13 protein-coding genes are annotated in these 15,079 nt (G+C 71.3%); 8 read left to right on the top strand and 5 right to left on the bottom strand.

What is annotated here, in order from left to right:
• Positions 1 to 10 precede the first annotated feature (10 nt).
• Positions 11 to 1,369 carry an MSCRAMM family protein gene (locus F0Q34_RS00855; RefSeq protein WP_149810255.1) on the bottom strand — a complete coding sequence of 453 codons (1,359 nt, stop codon included), beginning with the start codon at positions 1,367 to 1,369 and terminating at the stop codon, positions 11 to 13.
• Positions 1,370 to 1,434: 65 nt separating this feature from the next.
• The gene (locus F0Q34_RS00850; RefSeq protein WP_149810254.1) at positions 1,435 to 2,847 is read right to left on the bottom strand and encodes a hypothetical protein; all 1,413 of its coding nucleotides are present in this window, start codon (positions 2,845 to 2,847) and stop codon (positions 1,435 to 1,437) included.
• A 366-nt stretch (positions 2,848 to 3,213) separates the two neighbouring features.
• Here F0Q34_RS00850 and F0Q34_RS00845 point away from each other — a divergent pair, with 366 nt between their 5' ends.
• On the top strand, positions 3,214 to 3,864 hold the full coding sequence (locus F0Q34_RS00845; protein WP_149810253.1) for a tetratricopeptide repeat protein: 651 nt from the start codon (positions 3,214 to 3,216) through the stop codon (positions 3,862 to 3,864).
• Entirely contained in the window at positions 3,864 to 5,201 is a 1,338-nt protein-coding gene (locus F0Q34_RS00840; protein WP_149810252.1) for an outer membrane protein assembly factor BamB family protein, read from the top strand. Before F0Q34_RS00845 ends, F0Q34_RS00840 begins: the two co-directional genes overlap by 1 nt.
• Before the next feature lie 44 nt (positions 5,202 to 5,245).
• On the opposite strand, the gene F0Q34_RS00835 is transcribed toward F0Q34_RS00840, so the two are convergent.
• The gene (locus tag F0Q34_RS00835) at positions 5,246 to 6,490 is read right to left on the bottom strand and encodes a CaiB/BaiF CoA transferase family protein (RefSeq protein WP_149810251.1); all 1,245 of its coding nucleotides are present in this window, start codon (positions 6,488 to 6,490) and stop codon (positions 5,246 to 5,248) included.
• 3 nt (positions 6,491 to 6,493) lie between these two features.
• A complete protein-coding gene (locus F0Q34_RS00830; protein ID WP_241665243.1) occupies positions 6,494 to 7,468 on the bottom strand; it encodes a Bug family tripartite tricarboxylate transporter substrate binding protein in 975 nt (324 codons plus the stop codon).
• 219 nt (positions 7,469 to 7,687) lie between these two features.
• On the opposite strand from F0Q34_RS00830, the gene F0Q34_RS00825 reads away from it, so the two are divergent.
• A complete protein-coding gene (locus F0Q34_RS00825) occupies positions 7,688 to 8,602 on the top strand; it encodes a dienelactone hydrolase family protein (RefSeq protein ID WP_149810249.1) in 915 nt (304 codons plus the stop codon).
• A 25-nt stretch (positions 8,603 to 8,627) separates the two neighbouring features.
• On the opposite strand, the gene F0Q34_RS00820 is transcribed toward F0Q34_RS00825, so the two are convergent.
• On the bottom strand, positions 8,628 to 9,560 hold the full coding sequence (locus F0Q34_RS00820; RefSeq protein ID WP_149810248.1) for a LysR family transcriptional regulator: 933 nt from the start codon (positions 9,558 to 9,560) through the stop codon (positions 8,628 to 8,630).
• Positions 9,561 to 9,795: 235 nt separating this feature from the next.
• Here F0Q34_RS00820 and F0Q34_RS00815 point away from each other — a divergent pair, with 235 nt between their 5' ends.
• From F0Q34_RS00815 to F0Q34_RS00795, 5 genes are all read left to right on the top strand, one after another.
• On the top strand, positions 9,796 to 10,704 hold the full coding sequence (locus F0Q34_RS00815) for a hydroxymethylglutaryl-CoA lyase (RefSeq protein ID WP_149810247.1): 909 nt from the start codon (positions 9,796 to 9,798) through the stop codon (positions 10,702 to 10,704).
• Positions 10,705 to 10,847: 143 nt separating this feature from the next.
• A complete protein-coding gene (locus F0Q34_RS00810; protein ID WP_149810246.1) occupies positions 10,848 to 12,272 on the top strand; it encodes an aminotransferase-like domain-containing protein in 1,425 nt (474 codons plus the stop codon).
• A 114-nt stretch (positions 12,273 to 12,386) separates the two neighbouring features.
• Positions 12,387 to 12,803: a DUF983 domain-containing protein gene (locus F0Q34_RS00805; protein WP_149810245.1), complete on the top strand. Its 417-nt coding sequence runs from the start codon at positions 12,387 to 12,389 to the stop codon at positions 12,801 to 12,803.
• Positions 12,804 to 12,950: 147 nt separating this feature from the next.
• Positions 12,951 to 14,285 carry a ribosome biogenesis GTPase Der gene (gene der, locus F0Q34_RS00800; protein ID WP_149810244.1) on the top strand — a complete coding sequence of 445 codons (1,335 nt, stop codon included), beginning with the start codon at positions 12,951 to 12,953 and terminating at the stop codon, positions 14,283 to 14,285.
• A gap of 69 nt (positions 14,286 to 14,354) precedes the next feature.
• The gene (locus F0Q34_RS00795) at positions 14,355 to 15,077 is read left to right on the top strand and encodes an aspartyl/asparaginyl beta-hydroxylase domain-containing protein (RefSeq protein WP_149810243.1); all 723 of its coding nucleotides are present in this window, start codon (positions 14,355 to 14,357) and stop codon (positions 15,075 to 15,077) included.
• Positions 15,078 to 15,079 lie beyond the last annotated feature (2 nt).

Here is a 15,079-nt window from a genome sequence, read left to right as displayed (position 1 = left end):
CGGCGGGGGCTCAGCCGAACCAGAGGCGGCGGATCCGCATCGAATCCGGGTCCAGTTCGATGTTGAGCCGCTCCGGCACCAGTTCGCCGGCGGTCTCCTCGCCTGCCTGCTGAAGGCGGCAGGGGCGGTTCACCAGATCCAGCGCCAGGGTTGGCCGGCCGGAACGCAGCACCACCTCCGCCGGCCCCTCCCCCACGCTGCTGCGCGCCGTGGCCTCCACCACCTCGCCATCGGGCAGCGTGGCGCGCAGGGTCCAGAGGCCAGGCGGCAGGCCGGACAGGACGAACCGCCCGGCCTCGTCGGTGACGGGGGGCCGCTTCGGGGCGGCGGCGACGGGACCATCGGCGAGCGTCACCACGGCCCCCGGCACCGGCATGCCGGTATCGCCCCGCACCAGCTGCCCGACCAGCCGGCCGCGCTGGCCGCCGCCATCCACCTCGATGATTGCGAAGCTGGGCAGCGCCGGGCCGTCGGCATCGACGCCCGGCAGGTGCAACTGTACCTCCCCCATTTCTCCGCCACGACCCAGGGCCAGCAGCGCCAGCCGGCCGGTGCCGCTGTATTCCAGCGTGAAGCGGCCTTGCTCATCGCTCTGCGCGATGGAAGGGCCGGCCTCGTGGCCGGGGCCCGCCAGGATGCTGATGCTGGCGCCGGCCACGGGCCGGCCGGAGGCACGCCGCACCACCATGCCCCGCACAAGGGAAACCGGAAGCGGGTATCCGGTTCCGCCCGGCTCCTCAAGGGCGATCACAAGCTCCGCGCTGGCATGGTCCTGCACCAGCATGCTGGCCTCCCCGGCCTCGCCATACGGCCCCAGGACGCGCAGCAGCCAGCGCCCGGGCGCCAGCCCGTCCAGCACGAACCAGCCTTCCGCATCGGTCAAGGGCGCGATGTCGGGCGCCGGGCCGGGGCCGGCGATCAGGCTGATCGCGGCATCGGGCACGGGCCGGCCGCTGCCGGCCCGCACCACCCGGCCGCGCACGCTGCCCGCCGCGGCGGGGTTGGCGGTCAGCGGCGCCGTGGCCATTGCCACGCCGCCCTGACCGGAGGCCATGTCAGAGGCGCCATCGTCGAGCCCGACCAGCGTGGCGCTGATCCAGCGCTGCAGGCCGTTCACCTCGATGGTGGCGTCACTGGCGGCGTTGTCGAAGACCTGGACGGCGGCCTCGCCCGTTCCGCCGGACGGATCGGTGGCCTGCAGCACCCAGCGGCCTTCCGCCAGCCCGTCCAGGACAAAGGCGCCATCGGCACCGGACAGCAGGGCGATGTCCGGCATGGCCGAAGGCCCGCCCACCACAGTGATGCTGGCCCCCGCCACCGGCATCCGGCTGCCGGCCCGCACCACGCATCCGTTCACGCTCCCGAGCATGTTTTCCGCTCCCTCGTGCTGTGGCGCGGCACGGGCCGGGACCTGTGCCGCAGGCGGTCAGGGCGTCACATCTTACTCCATTGCAGCAGCCGCTGATAAACCGGCTGCGTGATGCGGGTGGCCGAATTGCCCGTGGTGGCGCCGTAATTGTGGATGCCCACCACAAAGCGCTGGCCGCCCCGCTTGATGTAGACGGGCGCGCCGCTGCAGCCGCCGGCCGTGTCGATCTGGTAGCCCAGCGTCTTCGGGCCCACCGTCTTGATGAAATCGGCCATGCCCCACAATTCGGCGAAGGGCTTGTCGCCATGGTAGCCGGCGATCACCGCCGGCTGCGCCACCAGCGCCGCGGCATCAAAGGCCGCGACGCCGAAATGGCCCAGCTTCTTGCCGTTGAAGGCGCTGTCCGGCAGCAGGATGCAGCCATAGTCGCATTCCGGAAGCTGCGAGCTGACCCACCCCCCGACCGAGCGGAAGATGGTCGCCTCCACCTGGCCGAAAGGCCGCTTCGTGCCGTTGCAGCCGGGGATCACCTCGACCTTGCGGGCCCAGCCGCCCTGGTTCTTCAGGAACACGCAATGGCCGGCCGTGGCCACGGCGCGGGGCCCGATGAAGAAGCCGGTGCCGCGATAGGTCGCGCCGCTGGGAAAGGTGATGCGCAGCGCGCAATAACGGCGCCACGGATCTTCCGTGGTGCGCAGGATGGGAAGGCGCTCATCCGTGCCGAGGATGACCTCCATCGCCGCCACCGCCTCGGTGACGACCGCTTCCTCGACACCGCCGGACTCGGCCCCGAAGCTTTCCGTCGCGCCGCTTTCCCCGGCCTTCTTGACGCCGTTCTGCAGCAGCTTGGCGAGCAGGGGCAGCAGGCTGGCCAGCCCGCCGGCCCCCGAGGTCGCGGGCGGGCGCGGGCCGCTCGGCTTCGGCAGCGCCGCAACGCGCTTGACGGCGGCCTGGGCACGGGGCGACAGCCGGCTGTTCACCGCCTTGGCCACCATCGGCCCGACCGTGGACACCAGGGTCGGCACCAGCGCCGCCAGGATCGGGAAGAATTCCTGCTGGCCGCCTTCCGCGCCGGCTCCGGCCTCCTGCAGCACGGTGCTTTCGGCGCCGGGGCTCGGCATCACGAAGCCTTCCATGCCGCGCAGGTCGGAAAAGGCGGATTCCTCGCCGCTTTCCGCGCCGCTGGCGGCCATCTGCTCGGGCGTCGCTTCAGCCATGTCGCCGGCCGATTCGGCGCTTTCCATGCCGACCTCGGCATGCGCCTCCGCCGAGGTTTCCGTGACGCCGGAGCTTTCCGCCGGCGTGACCGGGCGGACCACCGGGTCGCCTTCCACCTCGGCGAAGGAGAATTCCGTCATTCCCTCTCCCGGCAGGGGGCGGCTGGCGGGCGGAGGCATCGGGCGGCTGCCGCCACCATCCACCGCGCCGCCGGATGAGGAAGGGCGGGGCAGGACGGGAGAACCAATATCGTCGGACATTGAGTTTTTCTCCGCGACGGGATGTTTCCGGATCGTGCCGGCTGTTCCGTGAAGGCCGGGCGGGCGCCGGTCGCCGGATCGATGCTGATGGGCGGGAGGGTTCGTCCTGCCCCTGCCGCGGCACGGCTGGTCCAGCTCGCTGCGTATCCGTCAGAGCGTTGGTGGCAGGACTGGGGCCTGCGCGCCTGACTCCGGCAGACGTATAATATTTCAAAATATTTCCGCCGGGCGGCAAATCGTAATGGTTACGCATCAAGTTTCGGCGACGCCGCGCCGGTTGCCATCCGCCTTTGAAACACGCGCCACCCTTAACGCGGAGGACGGCGGAGGCTATGGTCCGCCGCGCTTTTCAGTGGGGCCGGAGCTTTGCCGGATATTTTCGACGAGGTGCAGGAAGAATTGCGGGCCGAACGGGCACGCAAGCTTGGCCTGCAATATGGCGGCATGCTGGCCGGGCTGGCGCTGGCGGTGCTGGTGGGCATCGGCGGCTGGCAGGGCTGGCAATGGTATCAGCATCGCGAGGCCACGCGCAGCGCCGAGGCCTTCCTGGAGATCCACCGCACGGCGGAAGCACCGGGCGCCGACCTGAAGGCCCTGGGCGACCGCTTCGCCACCCTTGCCGCCGATAGCCCGGACGGATACCGCATGCTGGCGCGGCTGCGGGCCGCGGCCCTGAAGGCGGAAACCGGCGATCGCGAGGCCGCCCTGGCGCTGTGGGACCAGGTGGCGGCCGATGGCGGCGCGCCGCAGCTTTACCGCGACCTTGCCAATGTGATGTGGGTGCTGCACGGGTTGGACACGCAGGACCCGGCGGTGCTGGCGTCGCGCATCGCCCCGCTGGCCACGCCCGGCACGGCATGGGGCGCCTCGGCGCGCGAGCTTCAGGCGCTGGTGGCGCTCCGCCGCGGCGAAAAGGCGGAAGCCAGGCGCACGCTGGAAGCGCTGGCGGCCGACGTCACGGCGCCGCCGGGCCTGCGCGAACGGGCCAGCCGGCTGGCGGCAGGATTGGGGGTCTGATGAACGGAACGATCTGGACGCGGCGCGCCGCCCTTCTCGGCGGCGCCGGGCTGCTCGCCGGCTGCAGCACCATCGACAGCCTGTTCGGCACGCAGAAGACCAAGCTGCCCGGCCGGCGACAGCCGGTGATCGCCGCCCGGCGCCAGTTGGAGGTCGATCCCACCGCCGCTAACCGGCCGCTGGCGCTGCCGGCACCGGAAATGCGCGACGCCTGGCCGCAGCCCGGCGGCGGCGTTGCCCACGCGCCGGGGCACCCGTCCCTGCCTGGCGAGTTGCGGCGCGCCTGGACCGCCGATGCCGGCACCGGCAGCGGCTATCGTCGCCGCATCACGACGGGGCCGGTGGTCGCGGAGGGACTGGTCTTCGCGTCCGACGCCTATGGCCAGATCACCGCGCATGACCTTGCCACGGGCCGCCGCCGCTGGCGTTTCGACAGCCGCCCCGAGGAGGACAGCTCCGGTGCCGTGGGCGCCGGCTTCGCCTTCGCCGATGGCACTTTGTATGTCGCCACCGGCATGGCCGAGCTGATCGCCCTGGATGTCGCCAATGGCGAGCCGCGCTGGCGGGTGAGGCTGCAGGCGCCTGCCCGCGGCGCTCCCGCCGTGGCGGGGGGCCGGGTCTTCGTGCCCACCATCGATTCCCAGCTCACCGCCTTCGCGGCGGAGGATGGCCGGCAGCGCTGGAGCTACCGCGCCCAGGTCACGGCGGCGGTGCCGCTCGGCCTGCCAGCGCCGGCCGTGTGGGAAGACTTCCTGGTGGCCGGCTTCCCGTCGGGCGAGCTGATCGCGCTGCGCCCCGAGGATGGCCGCGTGCTGTGGACCGAGAGCCTGGCGGGCGCCGGCTTCGGCGGCCTGGCCGAGATCTTCGGCGTGCGCGGCCTGCCGGTGATCCATGAGGGCCGCGTTTACGCCATGGGCATGGGCGGCACCTCCATGGCGGTGGATCTCCGCTCCGGCCGCAGGCTCTGGGAACGCGAGCTGGGCGGCACCGCCTCCCCCGTCCCGGTGGGCGACTGGCTGTTCCTGGTGGGCGATGACGGCACGCTGGTGGCGCTGGGCCGCGAGGATGGCCGGGTGCGCTGGATCAGCGACCTGAACGCGCCGCCGGAAGGCAAGGAACGCGAGGACGACCCCGCAACCTTCGCCACGCCGATCCTGGCAGGAGGGCGGCTGATCCTGCCTTCCTCGCGGGAGGAAGCGCTGCTGATCGACCCGTCCACCGGCGCCACCACCGGGCGGCTGCGCCTGCCCGCCTCCACCACCCTTCCCGGGGCCGTGGCGCAGGACACGCTGGTGCTGCTGTCCGACAACGGCACCCTTTCGGCCTGGCGCGGCTGACCACGTGACGCGGGAGGGGCGGCGCCCCTCCCCCACATCGCGCCTCAGCCGTTCCGGCGCAGCACCCCTTCCGCTTCCAGCCTTTCCAGTTGCTCCGGCGGCAGGCCGAGCAGGCCGCCCAGCACCGCGTCGGTGTCGGCGCCGACCTCCGGCCCGGTGGAGCGCGGCGGCGGCATGGCCCCGTCCACGCGCGGCACCACGCCCGGATGCAGCATGGTCCCGTGCAGCGGGTCCTCGACCTCCCGCACCATCTGCCGGGCGCGGAACTGCGGATCGGCGGCGCAATCCGCCACGGTGAAGACGCGGGTGGAGGGGATGTCGGCCCCGGCCAGCGCGGCCTCCAGCGCGGCGCCGTCGAAGCCCGCGGCCCAGGCGCCGATCCGCGCATCCAGCTCCGCCACGTTCGCGACGCGCGCCTGGTTGCCGGCGAAGCGTGGGTCCTCCAGCAGCTCCGGCTGTTCCATCAGCGTCGCCAAGCGGCGGAACAGCGGATCGGAATTGGCGGCGATCAGCACCCACACCCCGTCCCGCGCCCGGTAGGCATTGGTGGGTGCCGCCGTGGCGATGCCGCCGCCCGAAGGCTGCCGCACCGTGCCCAGCGTGCCGTAATCCGGCAAGGCGCCTTCTAGCAGCGAGAACACCGATTCGGTCAGCGCCACGTCGATCTCGGCGCCCGGGCCGGGCGGCGCCTGCCTGTGGTCCCGCCGCCACAGCGCCGCGACCACGCCCAGTGCGGCATAGATGCCCGCCACCGAATCGCCCAGGCTGACGCCGACGCGCACCGGCGGCAGGTCGGTGGTTCCGGGCGGATGGTCGGTCAGATGGCGAAGACCGCCGATCGCCTCCCCGATCACGCCAAAGGCGGCGCGGTCGCGATACGGCCCGTCCTGGCCGTATCCGGAGATGCGCGCGATCACGAGGTCAGGCCGCGCCGCCTTCAGCGCCTCCGCGCCGAGGCCGAGCTTTTCCAGCTGGCCGGGGCGGAAATTCTCCACCAGCGCGTCGCAATGCTTCACTAGGCCCAGCACGATGTCCCGCGCTTCTGGCCGCTTCAGGTCGAGCGCGATGCAGCGCTTGTTGCGGGCGTGCACGGACCACCAGGGGGCATGGCCATTGTGCCGCGCGCCCCATTGGCGCACCGGGTCGCCGCCCGGAGGCTCGACCTTGATGATCTCGGCGCCCAGGTCGCCCAGCAGGCGGGTGGCGAAGGGGGCGGCAACGAAATGCCCCAGCTCCAGCACGCGCAGGCCGGCCAGCGGCCCGCCATTCGGTGCATCATTCGCTTGCATGGCTCATTCCGGCTTGATGTTGGCGTTGCGGGCGACCGTGGTCCATTCCTCCAGCTCGTCGCGCACCCGCTGCTGCAAGGCGGCGGGCTCCAGCGCGCGGATCACGGCGCCCTGCTCCTCCGCGCGGCGGCGGAAATCCGGCTCCTGCACCACGGCGGCCACGGCATCGGACAGGCGCTTCAGCACCGGCTCCGGCGTGGCGGCGGGGGCGAAGACGGCGAACCAGGCCAGTTGCACGAAGCCGGGCTGGCCGGATTCCGCCATGGTCGGCACCTCCGGCAGCGCCGGATGCCGCTCGGCGGAGGTGATGGCCAGCGCCCGCAGCGAGCCATCCTTCACATAGGGCATCAGCGGCGGCGGGGTGGTGATGAACATCTGCACGCGGCCGGTCAGCAGGTCCTGCGTCGCCGGGCCGGTGCCGCGATAGGGCACATGGGCGATGTCGAGCCCCGCCTGCTGCTTCCACAACTCGGTGACCAAATGCTGCATCGAGCCATTGCCGGAGGAGGCGTAGTTGAGCTCGCCCGGGCGCGCCTTGGCGTAATCCACCAACTCCGCCACCGTCTTGGCCGGCACGGAGGGGTGCAGGAACAGCACCTGCGGCGCGTCCATCAGCAGCCCGACCGGCGCGAAATCCTTCACCACGTCATAGCCGAGATTGGGCACGATGGCGGGGGTGCCGACATGGTAGCCGGAATACTGCACCAGCAGCGTGGTGCCATCCGGCCGCGCCCGCGCCACGGCGCCGGTGCCGATGGCGCCGTTGGCGCCCGCGCGGTTCTCCACCACCACGCTCTGGCCCAGGCGCCTCGCCAGCGGCTCGGCCAGCAGGCGGCCGGCGAAGTCGGTGGTGCCGGCCGGTGCGGTGGGGACGATCAGGGTGATGGTGCCGCTTTGCGCGCCGGCGGGCCGGGCCAGCCCAGGCAGGGTCAGCGCGGCGGGAACGGCGCCCAGCAGGGCGCGGCGGGTCGGGGCCATGGTCGGAAACATCCTCCGCGTGATTTTGCCCGAGGATGCAGGGCCGGCCGCCCCGCCGCCAGCCGCATCTGACGAGGCGAGGCATCGCCGGGCGCGATGGCTGCGGCGGAAAGCGCGGCCCGGCGCCCGGCATCACCCACTGCCGGAACGATCGGCCGCGGGATAGGCTGGCACCAGGAGCCGGCCAGCGCGGCCAGCGGATGCGAAAGGACGTCCTTGATGCCAGATGCCGACATCGATCCACCCCTTCAACCGCCCGCCCTGACGCAGGGAGAGATCGACCAAAGAGTTTTTGACCTTTACGACGAATACTGCCATGGCCGCCTCGACCGGCGCGGCTTCCTGCAACAGGCCGCGGCCGTTACGGCGGGCGGGCTGGCCATGGCCCAGGCCCTCCTGCCCCGCTACAGCCAGGCGCAGACCATCTCCTTCACCGACGAGCGGATCAAGGCGCGCTATATCAGCTATCCCTCGCCGGGGGGCCTTTCCGGCACGATGCGCGGCTATCTCGTGCAGCCAACCGGCGCCGGGCCTTTTCCGGCCGTGCTCGTGCTGCATGAGAATCGTGGCCTGAACCCTTACATCGAGGATGTGGCGCGGCGGCTGGCGGTGGAAGGCTTCCTGGCCCTGGCGCCGGACGGGCTTTCGCCGGTTGGCGGCTATCCGGGGAATGACGATGACGGGCGGGCGCTTCAGGCAGGGCTGGACCAGGGCAAGCTGCGCACCGATATGCGCAACAGCGCCCTCCACCTGAAGAACCACCCGCTTTCCTCCGGCAGGCTCGGCGTCACCGGCTTCTGCTGGGGCGGCGGCACAACCAATGCCCTGGCGGTCAGCCTCGGGCCGCAGCTCCAGGCGGCGGTGCCCTTCTATGGCGCGGCGCCGGAAACCGCTGGCGTGGCCTCGATCAAGGCGCCTCTCCTGATCCACTACGCGGAGCATGACGCGCGCATCAACGCCCTTTGGCCGGCCTATGAGGCGGCGCTGAAGGCCGCCGAGGTGCCGCATGAGGCGCATGTCTATGAAGGCACCCAGCACGGCTTCCACAACAACTCGACGCCGCGATACCACGAGGCGGCGGCGAAGCTGGCCTGGAAGCGGACGATCGCCTTCTTCCGGCGGCACCTGGCCTGACAGGCATCCCGCAAGCCGGCTTACCCTAGGGCGGCGGCGCCTCCGCCCCGCTTCCGGCCGCCTGCCGCAGGAACAGCCGCGCCGGGGCCGGCAGGGTGGCGCAATCCCGCACGCACAGCTTGAGCCGCCGCGTTGCCCAGCCATCCCGCAGCGGAATGCCGCGCAGGCCCATCGCGGCGGCGAAGGGCCGGATGCAGGCCTCGGGCAGCACGGCCAGGCCGATGCCGACCTGCACCAGCCGGCGCAGCACGTCGAAACTGTTCACATGCACGCGCAGGTCGATGACCTGGCCGCGGCGCGCCGCTTCCTCCACCAGCATGCGCTGGATCGAGGATTCGCGCGCCAGCCCGACCTGCGGGAAATCCAGCGTCTGCGCGTAATCCAGCGCCGCCGCCCCGGCCAGCACATGGCCGGAAGGCACCACGACCTGCAGCCTGTCTTCCCGGTAGGGCAGGCTGTCCAGCCCCTCGGCCGGCACGTTCTCGGCCATGATGCCGACATCGGCGACGCCATCGCGCACGGCGCGGACGATCTCGGAACTGAGCAGCTCCTGCATCTCGACCCGGATGCCGGGCCAGTGCGTCATGAAGCGGGCCAGTTCCTCCGGCAGGAACTCGGCAAGGGAGGAGGTGTTGGCGGCGATCCGCACATGGCCACGCACGCCCTGGGCATGCTCGCCCATCTCGTCCCGCATGCGGCCCATCAGGGCGAAGACGCTGCGCGCGTGGCGCAGCAGGGCCTCCCCCGCCGGGGTCAGGGCGATGCCGCGGGCGTGCCGCTGCAGCAAGGCGGTGTCCATGGCGGCCTCCAGCTCCGCCAAGCGGCGGCTGACGGCGGAGGCGGCGATGTTGCGGCGGGCGGAAGCGCCGGCGATGCTGCCCTCCTCCGCCACGACCTGGAACAGGTCGAGCGTGACAAGGTCAAAGCGCAGCCGCGCATCATGTTCGCCCTGAGACATGGCTGGCGTTCCCGCATCTGTCCTGCCGTGGGAACGGCTGTATCAGCAGCGGGCCCTGCGGAACAGCAGGCCATTGAAAACAAAGGCGGGGTTCCGCCGGGCTGCTCGGCAGGCCGCCAGGCGCGGGGCAGTCCGCGGGCAGCCTTCGCCGGCCGCGATGTGCCCCTTCTGCAACCGGCACTGGTCGCCGCCGCGCCATCGCGCCACGCTGCGCGCCAAACGAGGAACCGCCCACATGCCCGATGTCACCCTTGTCGAAGTGGGGCCGCGCGACGGCTTCCAGCCCATTGGCCCCTTCATCCCGACCGCCGAGAAGCTCGCCATCATCCAGGGCTGCGTCGCCGCCGGGCTGACGCGGATCGAGGCCGGCGCCTTTGTCGGCGCCTCCGCCGTGCCGCAGATGGCGGATGCCGAGGCGATCCTGGCCGGCACCCTGGCGCTGCCGGGCGCCGACCCGCAGATGCTGGTGCCCAATGCCCGCCATGCGCGTCGCGCCATCGCCGCCGGAGCGCGGCACCTGGTATGGGTCATCTCGGTGTCGGAAGCGCATAACCGCGGCAATATCCGCCTCAGCCCGGCGGAATCGGTGGCCGAGTTCACCGCGCTGCTGCCCGAGCTGGAGGGCATCCGGCTGCGCATGAACATCGCCACCGCCTTTGACTGCCCCTTCACCGGCCGCGTGGCGCCGGAGGACACGCTGGCGCTGGTCGGGCAGCTCGCCGCCTTGCGTCCGGATGCCGAATACGGGCTGTGCGACACCACCGGCCGCGCCGATCCGGCGCATGTGGCGGAACTCGCCGCCGCCTGCCGCGCCAGCTTCCCGCGGGTCGCCGGCTGGGCCTTCCATGGCCATGACACCTATGGGCTGGGCCTGGCCAACATCATGGCGGCGCATGGCGCCGGCATCCGGGTGTTCGACGCCGCCATCGCCGGGCTGGGCGGCTGCCCCTTCGCGCCCGGCGCCACCGGCAACGTGGCGACCGAGGACGCGGCATGGATGTTCGCGCGCATGGGTCTGTCCACCGGCATCGACCTCGGCGCGCTGCGCCCCGTCGCGGAACGCGCCGCGCGCATCCCGGGCGGCAGCCCCGGCGGGCGGGTGCGGCAGGCGCTGGCGGCCCGCCCGGCACATCTGGCGGCCTGAGCCTCCACTCCGCTTCTCCAGGCAGGCCATGACGGCCTGCCTGCCACGCCATCCCGCGATGTCGGGATGACCGCCGCATGGCCACTTTCCATACATACATTCGGCTGATAACCTGACCTTATTGTATGGAGAAACGGCCGGCGATGACGCGCTCCCTCCCGGATCTGCCCTGGATTCCGGCCATCAGCCCGGCCGCCCGCCCGCTGTACCGGGCCATCGCGGATGCCCTGGAAAACGACATCCATTCCGGCCGCCTGGCCGTCGGCACCCGCTTGCCGCCACAGCGCCTGCTCGCCGACGCGTTGGGCATCGATTTCACCACCGTCAGCCGGGCTTACACCGAAGCCAGCCGGCGCGGGCTGGTCGAGGGCCGGGTGGGCCAGGGAACCTTTGTCCGTCCCGGCATCCGCGCGGCGCAAGCCGCGTCGCGAATGCCTTCCGCCCTGGGCCACCCCGCGCCGGCGAGCCTGGCTGATCCCCGAATGAACGTGCCGCCGCTGCCGGAAGGCCCGGAATGGCGGGAACGCATCCGACAGGGCATCGGGGCCTTCGCCGCCTCGGCGGACCCAGCCCTGCTGCTCCGCTACCAGCAGGCCGGCGGCGCGGAGGCCGATCGCGAGGCGGGCGCGGCATGGCTGACCGGCCGCGTGGCGGTGCCGGCCGAACGGCTGCTGGTTTGCGCCGGCGCCCAGGGCGCGCTGCTGGCCCTGCTCAGCATGCTCTGCGAACCGGGCGACCTGATCTGCTGCGAGGCCCTGACCTATCCCGGCTTCCGCAGCCTGGCCGCGCATCTCCGGCTGCGGCTGGCCGGGTTGGCCATGGACAGCCACGGGCTGCTGCCCGACGCCTTCGAGGAAGCTTGCCGCGGCCAGCGCCCCAAGGCGCTCTACTGCATCCCCACCCTGCACAACCCCACCATCGCCACCTTGCCGCTGGCACGCCGGCAGGCGCTGGTCGCGATCGCCCGGCGCCACGGCGTCCCGATCATCGAGGACGACGCCTATGGCGCCCTCCTCCCCGGCGCCCCGCCACCCATGGCGGCCCTCGGACCCGACATCGTTTATCACGTGTCGGGGCTGGCCAAATGCGTCTCTCCCGCCCTTCGCATCGCTTACCTGGCGGTGCCGGATGCCCGGCAGGCCGGGCGCCTGTCAGGCGCCATCCGGGCAACGGTCGGCATGGCATCGCCGGTGACGGCGGCGCTGGCCACGCGCTGGATCGGCGATGGCACGGCGGCCGCCATCCTGGCCGGCATCCAGGCGGAAACCGCGGCGCGGCACGCCATCGCGGCCGACATGCTGCCGGCGGCGCAGATGGCGGCCGATCCGGCGGCATTTCACCTCTGGCTGCGCCTTCCGGCGGGCTGGAGCCGCGGGGAGTTCATGAGCCGGCTTCGCCCTGCGGAGATCGGCATGGTGAGCAGCGATGCCTTCGCTCTGTCCGTGCCGCCCGAGGCCCTCCGCATCGCGCTCGGCGCGCCGCCCGGGCGGCAGGAACTCCGCGCGGGGTTGCGGCATGTGGCGGATCTGCTGGCCCAGGCACCGGCCATGTCCTGGCTGATTGTATGATGCAGATCAGCGTTCCTGTCGCATTGTATTGACAAACGCACCCAACAATGAACATACAATCTGATGTCTGAAGGCGGAGCAAAACACCGTCTCCATTTCCGCGAGGATCCTGCCATGCCGTCCGAACAGGAATGGCCCCCGCTGTCACCGATCCACACCGGCTTGCGCGGCCGATGCCCGCGTTGCGGCGAAGGGCATCTGTTCAGCGGCTTCCTGAAGCTGCGCCCGAGCTGCGAGGTATGCGGCCTGGATTATTCCTATGCCGACCCGGCGGACGGCCCGGCCTTCTTCGTCATCTGCTTCGCCTGCATCCCCAGCGTCATCCTCGCCCTCTGGATCGAGGCGAAGTTCGAGCCGCCCTACTGGGTCCACCTCGTCACGACCCTGCCCTTCATGCTGGCGAGCTGCATCCCGCCCCTGCGCCCCCTGAAGGGCTGGCTGGTCGCCAGCCAGTTCTTCTTCAAGGCCGAGGAAGCGCGCTTCGGCTCGGCCGCGCCGCGCAAGAAGCCCGCCATCCCCCCGGCGGGCTAGGCATTCCCCGCCCGCTCCTGCGGGTGGGCCTGACGCCCTTCCCCGCATCGCCAGCGATGAAAGGCTGGCTTTGCCGCACCGGCGCCGGCATGGCGCGGCGGGTTTCATTTCCCCTGTGCGCCGTTCCGGGCTAAAGCCCCGCCCATCATGCTCCCCCGTATCGCCATCATCGGCCGGCCCAATGTCGGCAAGTCCACGCTGTTCAACCGTCTGGCCGGCCGCAAGCTGGCGATCGTGAACGACACCCCCGGCGTCACCCGCGACCGCAAGGAAGTGCAGGCGCGCCTTGGCGGCCGCGACGTGTTGCTGCTGGACACGGCGGGGCTGGAGGAAGCGCCGCCCGACACCGTGGCGGGGCGCATGCGCGCTTCCTCGGAGGTGGCGGTCCGGCAGGCCGACCTGGTGCTGTTCGTGATCGACGCCAAGGCGGGCGTCACCCCCTCCGACCGCGCCTTCGCCGCCTGGCTGCGGCGCCAGCCCGCCCCCGTGCTGCTGGTGGCCAACAAGACCGAGGGCCGCGGCGGCGGCATGGCCGCCATGGAGGCTTATGAGCTTGGCCTCGGCGATCCCGTGGCGATCTCGGCCGAGCATGGCGAAGGCATCGCCGACCTGCACACCACCACGGCCGAGATGCTGCCGGAGGAGGAGGACCCGGAGGTCCGCGACCGGGACCGCCCGTTGCGCCTCGCCATCGTGGGCCGACCGAATGCCGGCAAATCCACCCTGCTGAACGCCTTGCTGGGCGAGGAGCGCATGATCACCGGCCCCGAGCCGGGCCTGACGCGCGACGCCGTCGCGGTGCAGTGGGAGGATGCCGAGGGCAAGGTCCGGCTGGTGGACACCGCGGGGATGCGCAAGAAGGCGCGCATCAGCGAGGACCTGGAGCAGATGTCGGTGGCCTCCACCATCGCCGCGCTGAAGGAAGCCGAGATCGCGGTGCTGGTGCTGGACGCCCTCCTCGGCATGGACGAGCAGGATCTGCGCATCGCCCGCCTCGCCGAGCGGGAAGGCCGCGCCGTGGTGATCGCCTACAACAAGTGGGATGCCGTGGAGGACCGCGCCGCCGCCCGGCAGGCGCTGGAGGACACGCTGCAAACCTCCCTGGCGCAGCTCAAGGGCATCACCGTGGTGGCCATCTCCGCCATGACCGGCAAGGGCGTGGACCGGCTGATGCCGGCCGTGCGGCAGGTGATGGAGCGCTGGAACCGCCGCATCCCCACCGGGGAGCTGAACCGCTGGTTCGAGGGGGCGGTGGCCAAGCACAGCCCGCCCCTGGCCAATGGCCGCCGCATCAAGCTGCGCTACGCCACCATGCCGAAGGCGCGGCCGCCGACCATCGCCATCTTCGGCCCGCGCGCCGAGGATTTGCCGGAAGATTACCGCCGCTACCTGGTGAACAGCTTCCGCGAAACCTTCGACATGCCGGGCGTGCCGATCCGTCTGCATTGCCGCGGCGGCAAGAACCCGTTCGTCGAGGAGTGACGCCGGGGGCGTGCGATTGACTTGCCCCGGGCAGCGGAGGCAACCTCCCTGCCTGGGGGAACAGCGACTATGGATATTGGCGTACCGCTCAAGGATCTCGGCCCCGTCGATGTTTCGGGGCTCATCAAGCTGGTGGAAGGGCTGACCGAGGCCGACTGGACCGGCAACACCTTCCGCCAGGACGCGCTGGCCGCCAGCGCGCATTCGGCGACGGACAACATCCTGATCAAGACGGAATGGCATCCCACCGCCTCCACCAGCGGTTTGCAGCATTTCGAGGACCTGATCAGCGTCTGGGCGCAGCAGAAGGGCCATGACGCCAGCAAGTTCCTGCCCATCGCGCGGGAGGACACCGATATCTGGCCGGTCTACACCCTGCCTGAATGGCTCAAATACAAGGACGTGCTGGAGCCGGTGGTGGAGCAGGCCATCGCGCCGCTGAAGAAGCCGCGCGGCGTGGTCAGCCGGCTCGCCCTGGTGCGGTTGAAGGGCGGCGGGACCATTGACCCGCACATCGACGGCCATGCGATGGCCGCCAAGGCCCACCGCATCCATGTCTCGCTGAGCAGCACCCCCTCCGTCGAATACAAGATCGACGGCCGCAAGTTCACCATGCTGATGGGCCACGCCTATGACTTCAATAACCGGGTGCGGCATTCGGTGAAGAACAAGGGCAAGCGGGAGCGCGTGAACCTGTTCGTGGATTATTATCCCGACCCGGGCATGGTGATCCGCAACCCGCTGGACGTTTCCCGCCCGCTCTACGCCGAGCCGACGCCGGTCATTAACTGAGC

Origin of the sequence: Teichococcus oryzae, assembly GCF_008386565.1 — a bacterium.
GTDB classification, from domain to species: Bacteria; Pseudomonadota; Alphaproteobacteria; order Acetobacterales; family Acetobacteraceae; genus Pseudoroseomonas; species Pseudoroseomonas oryzae.
The sequence above is the reverse complement of the archived record's forward strand: the minus strand, read 5'-3'. Positions and strand labels throughout refer to the sequence as shown.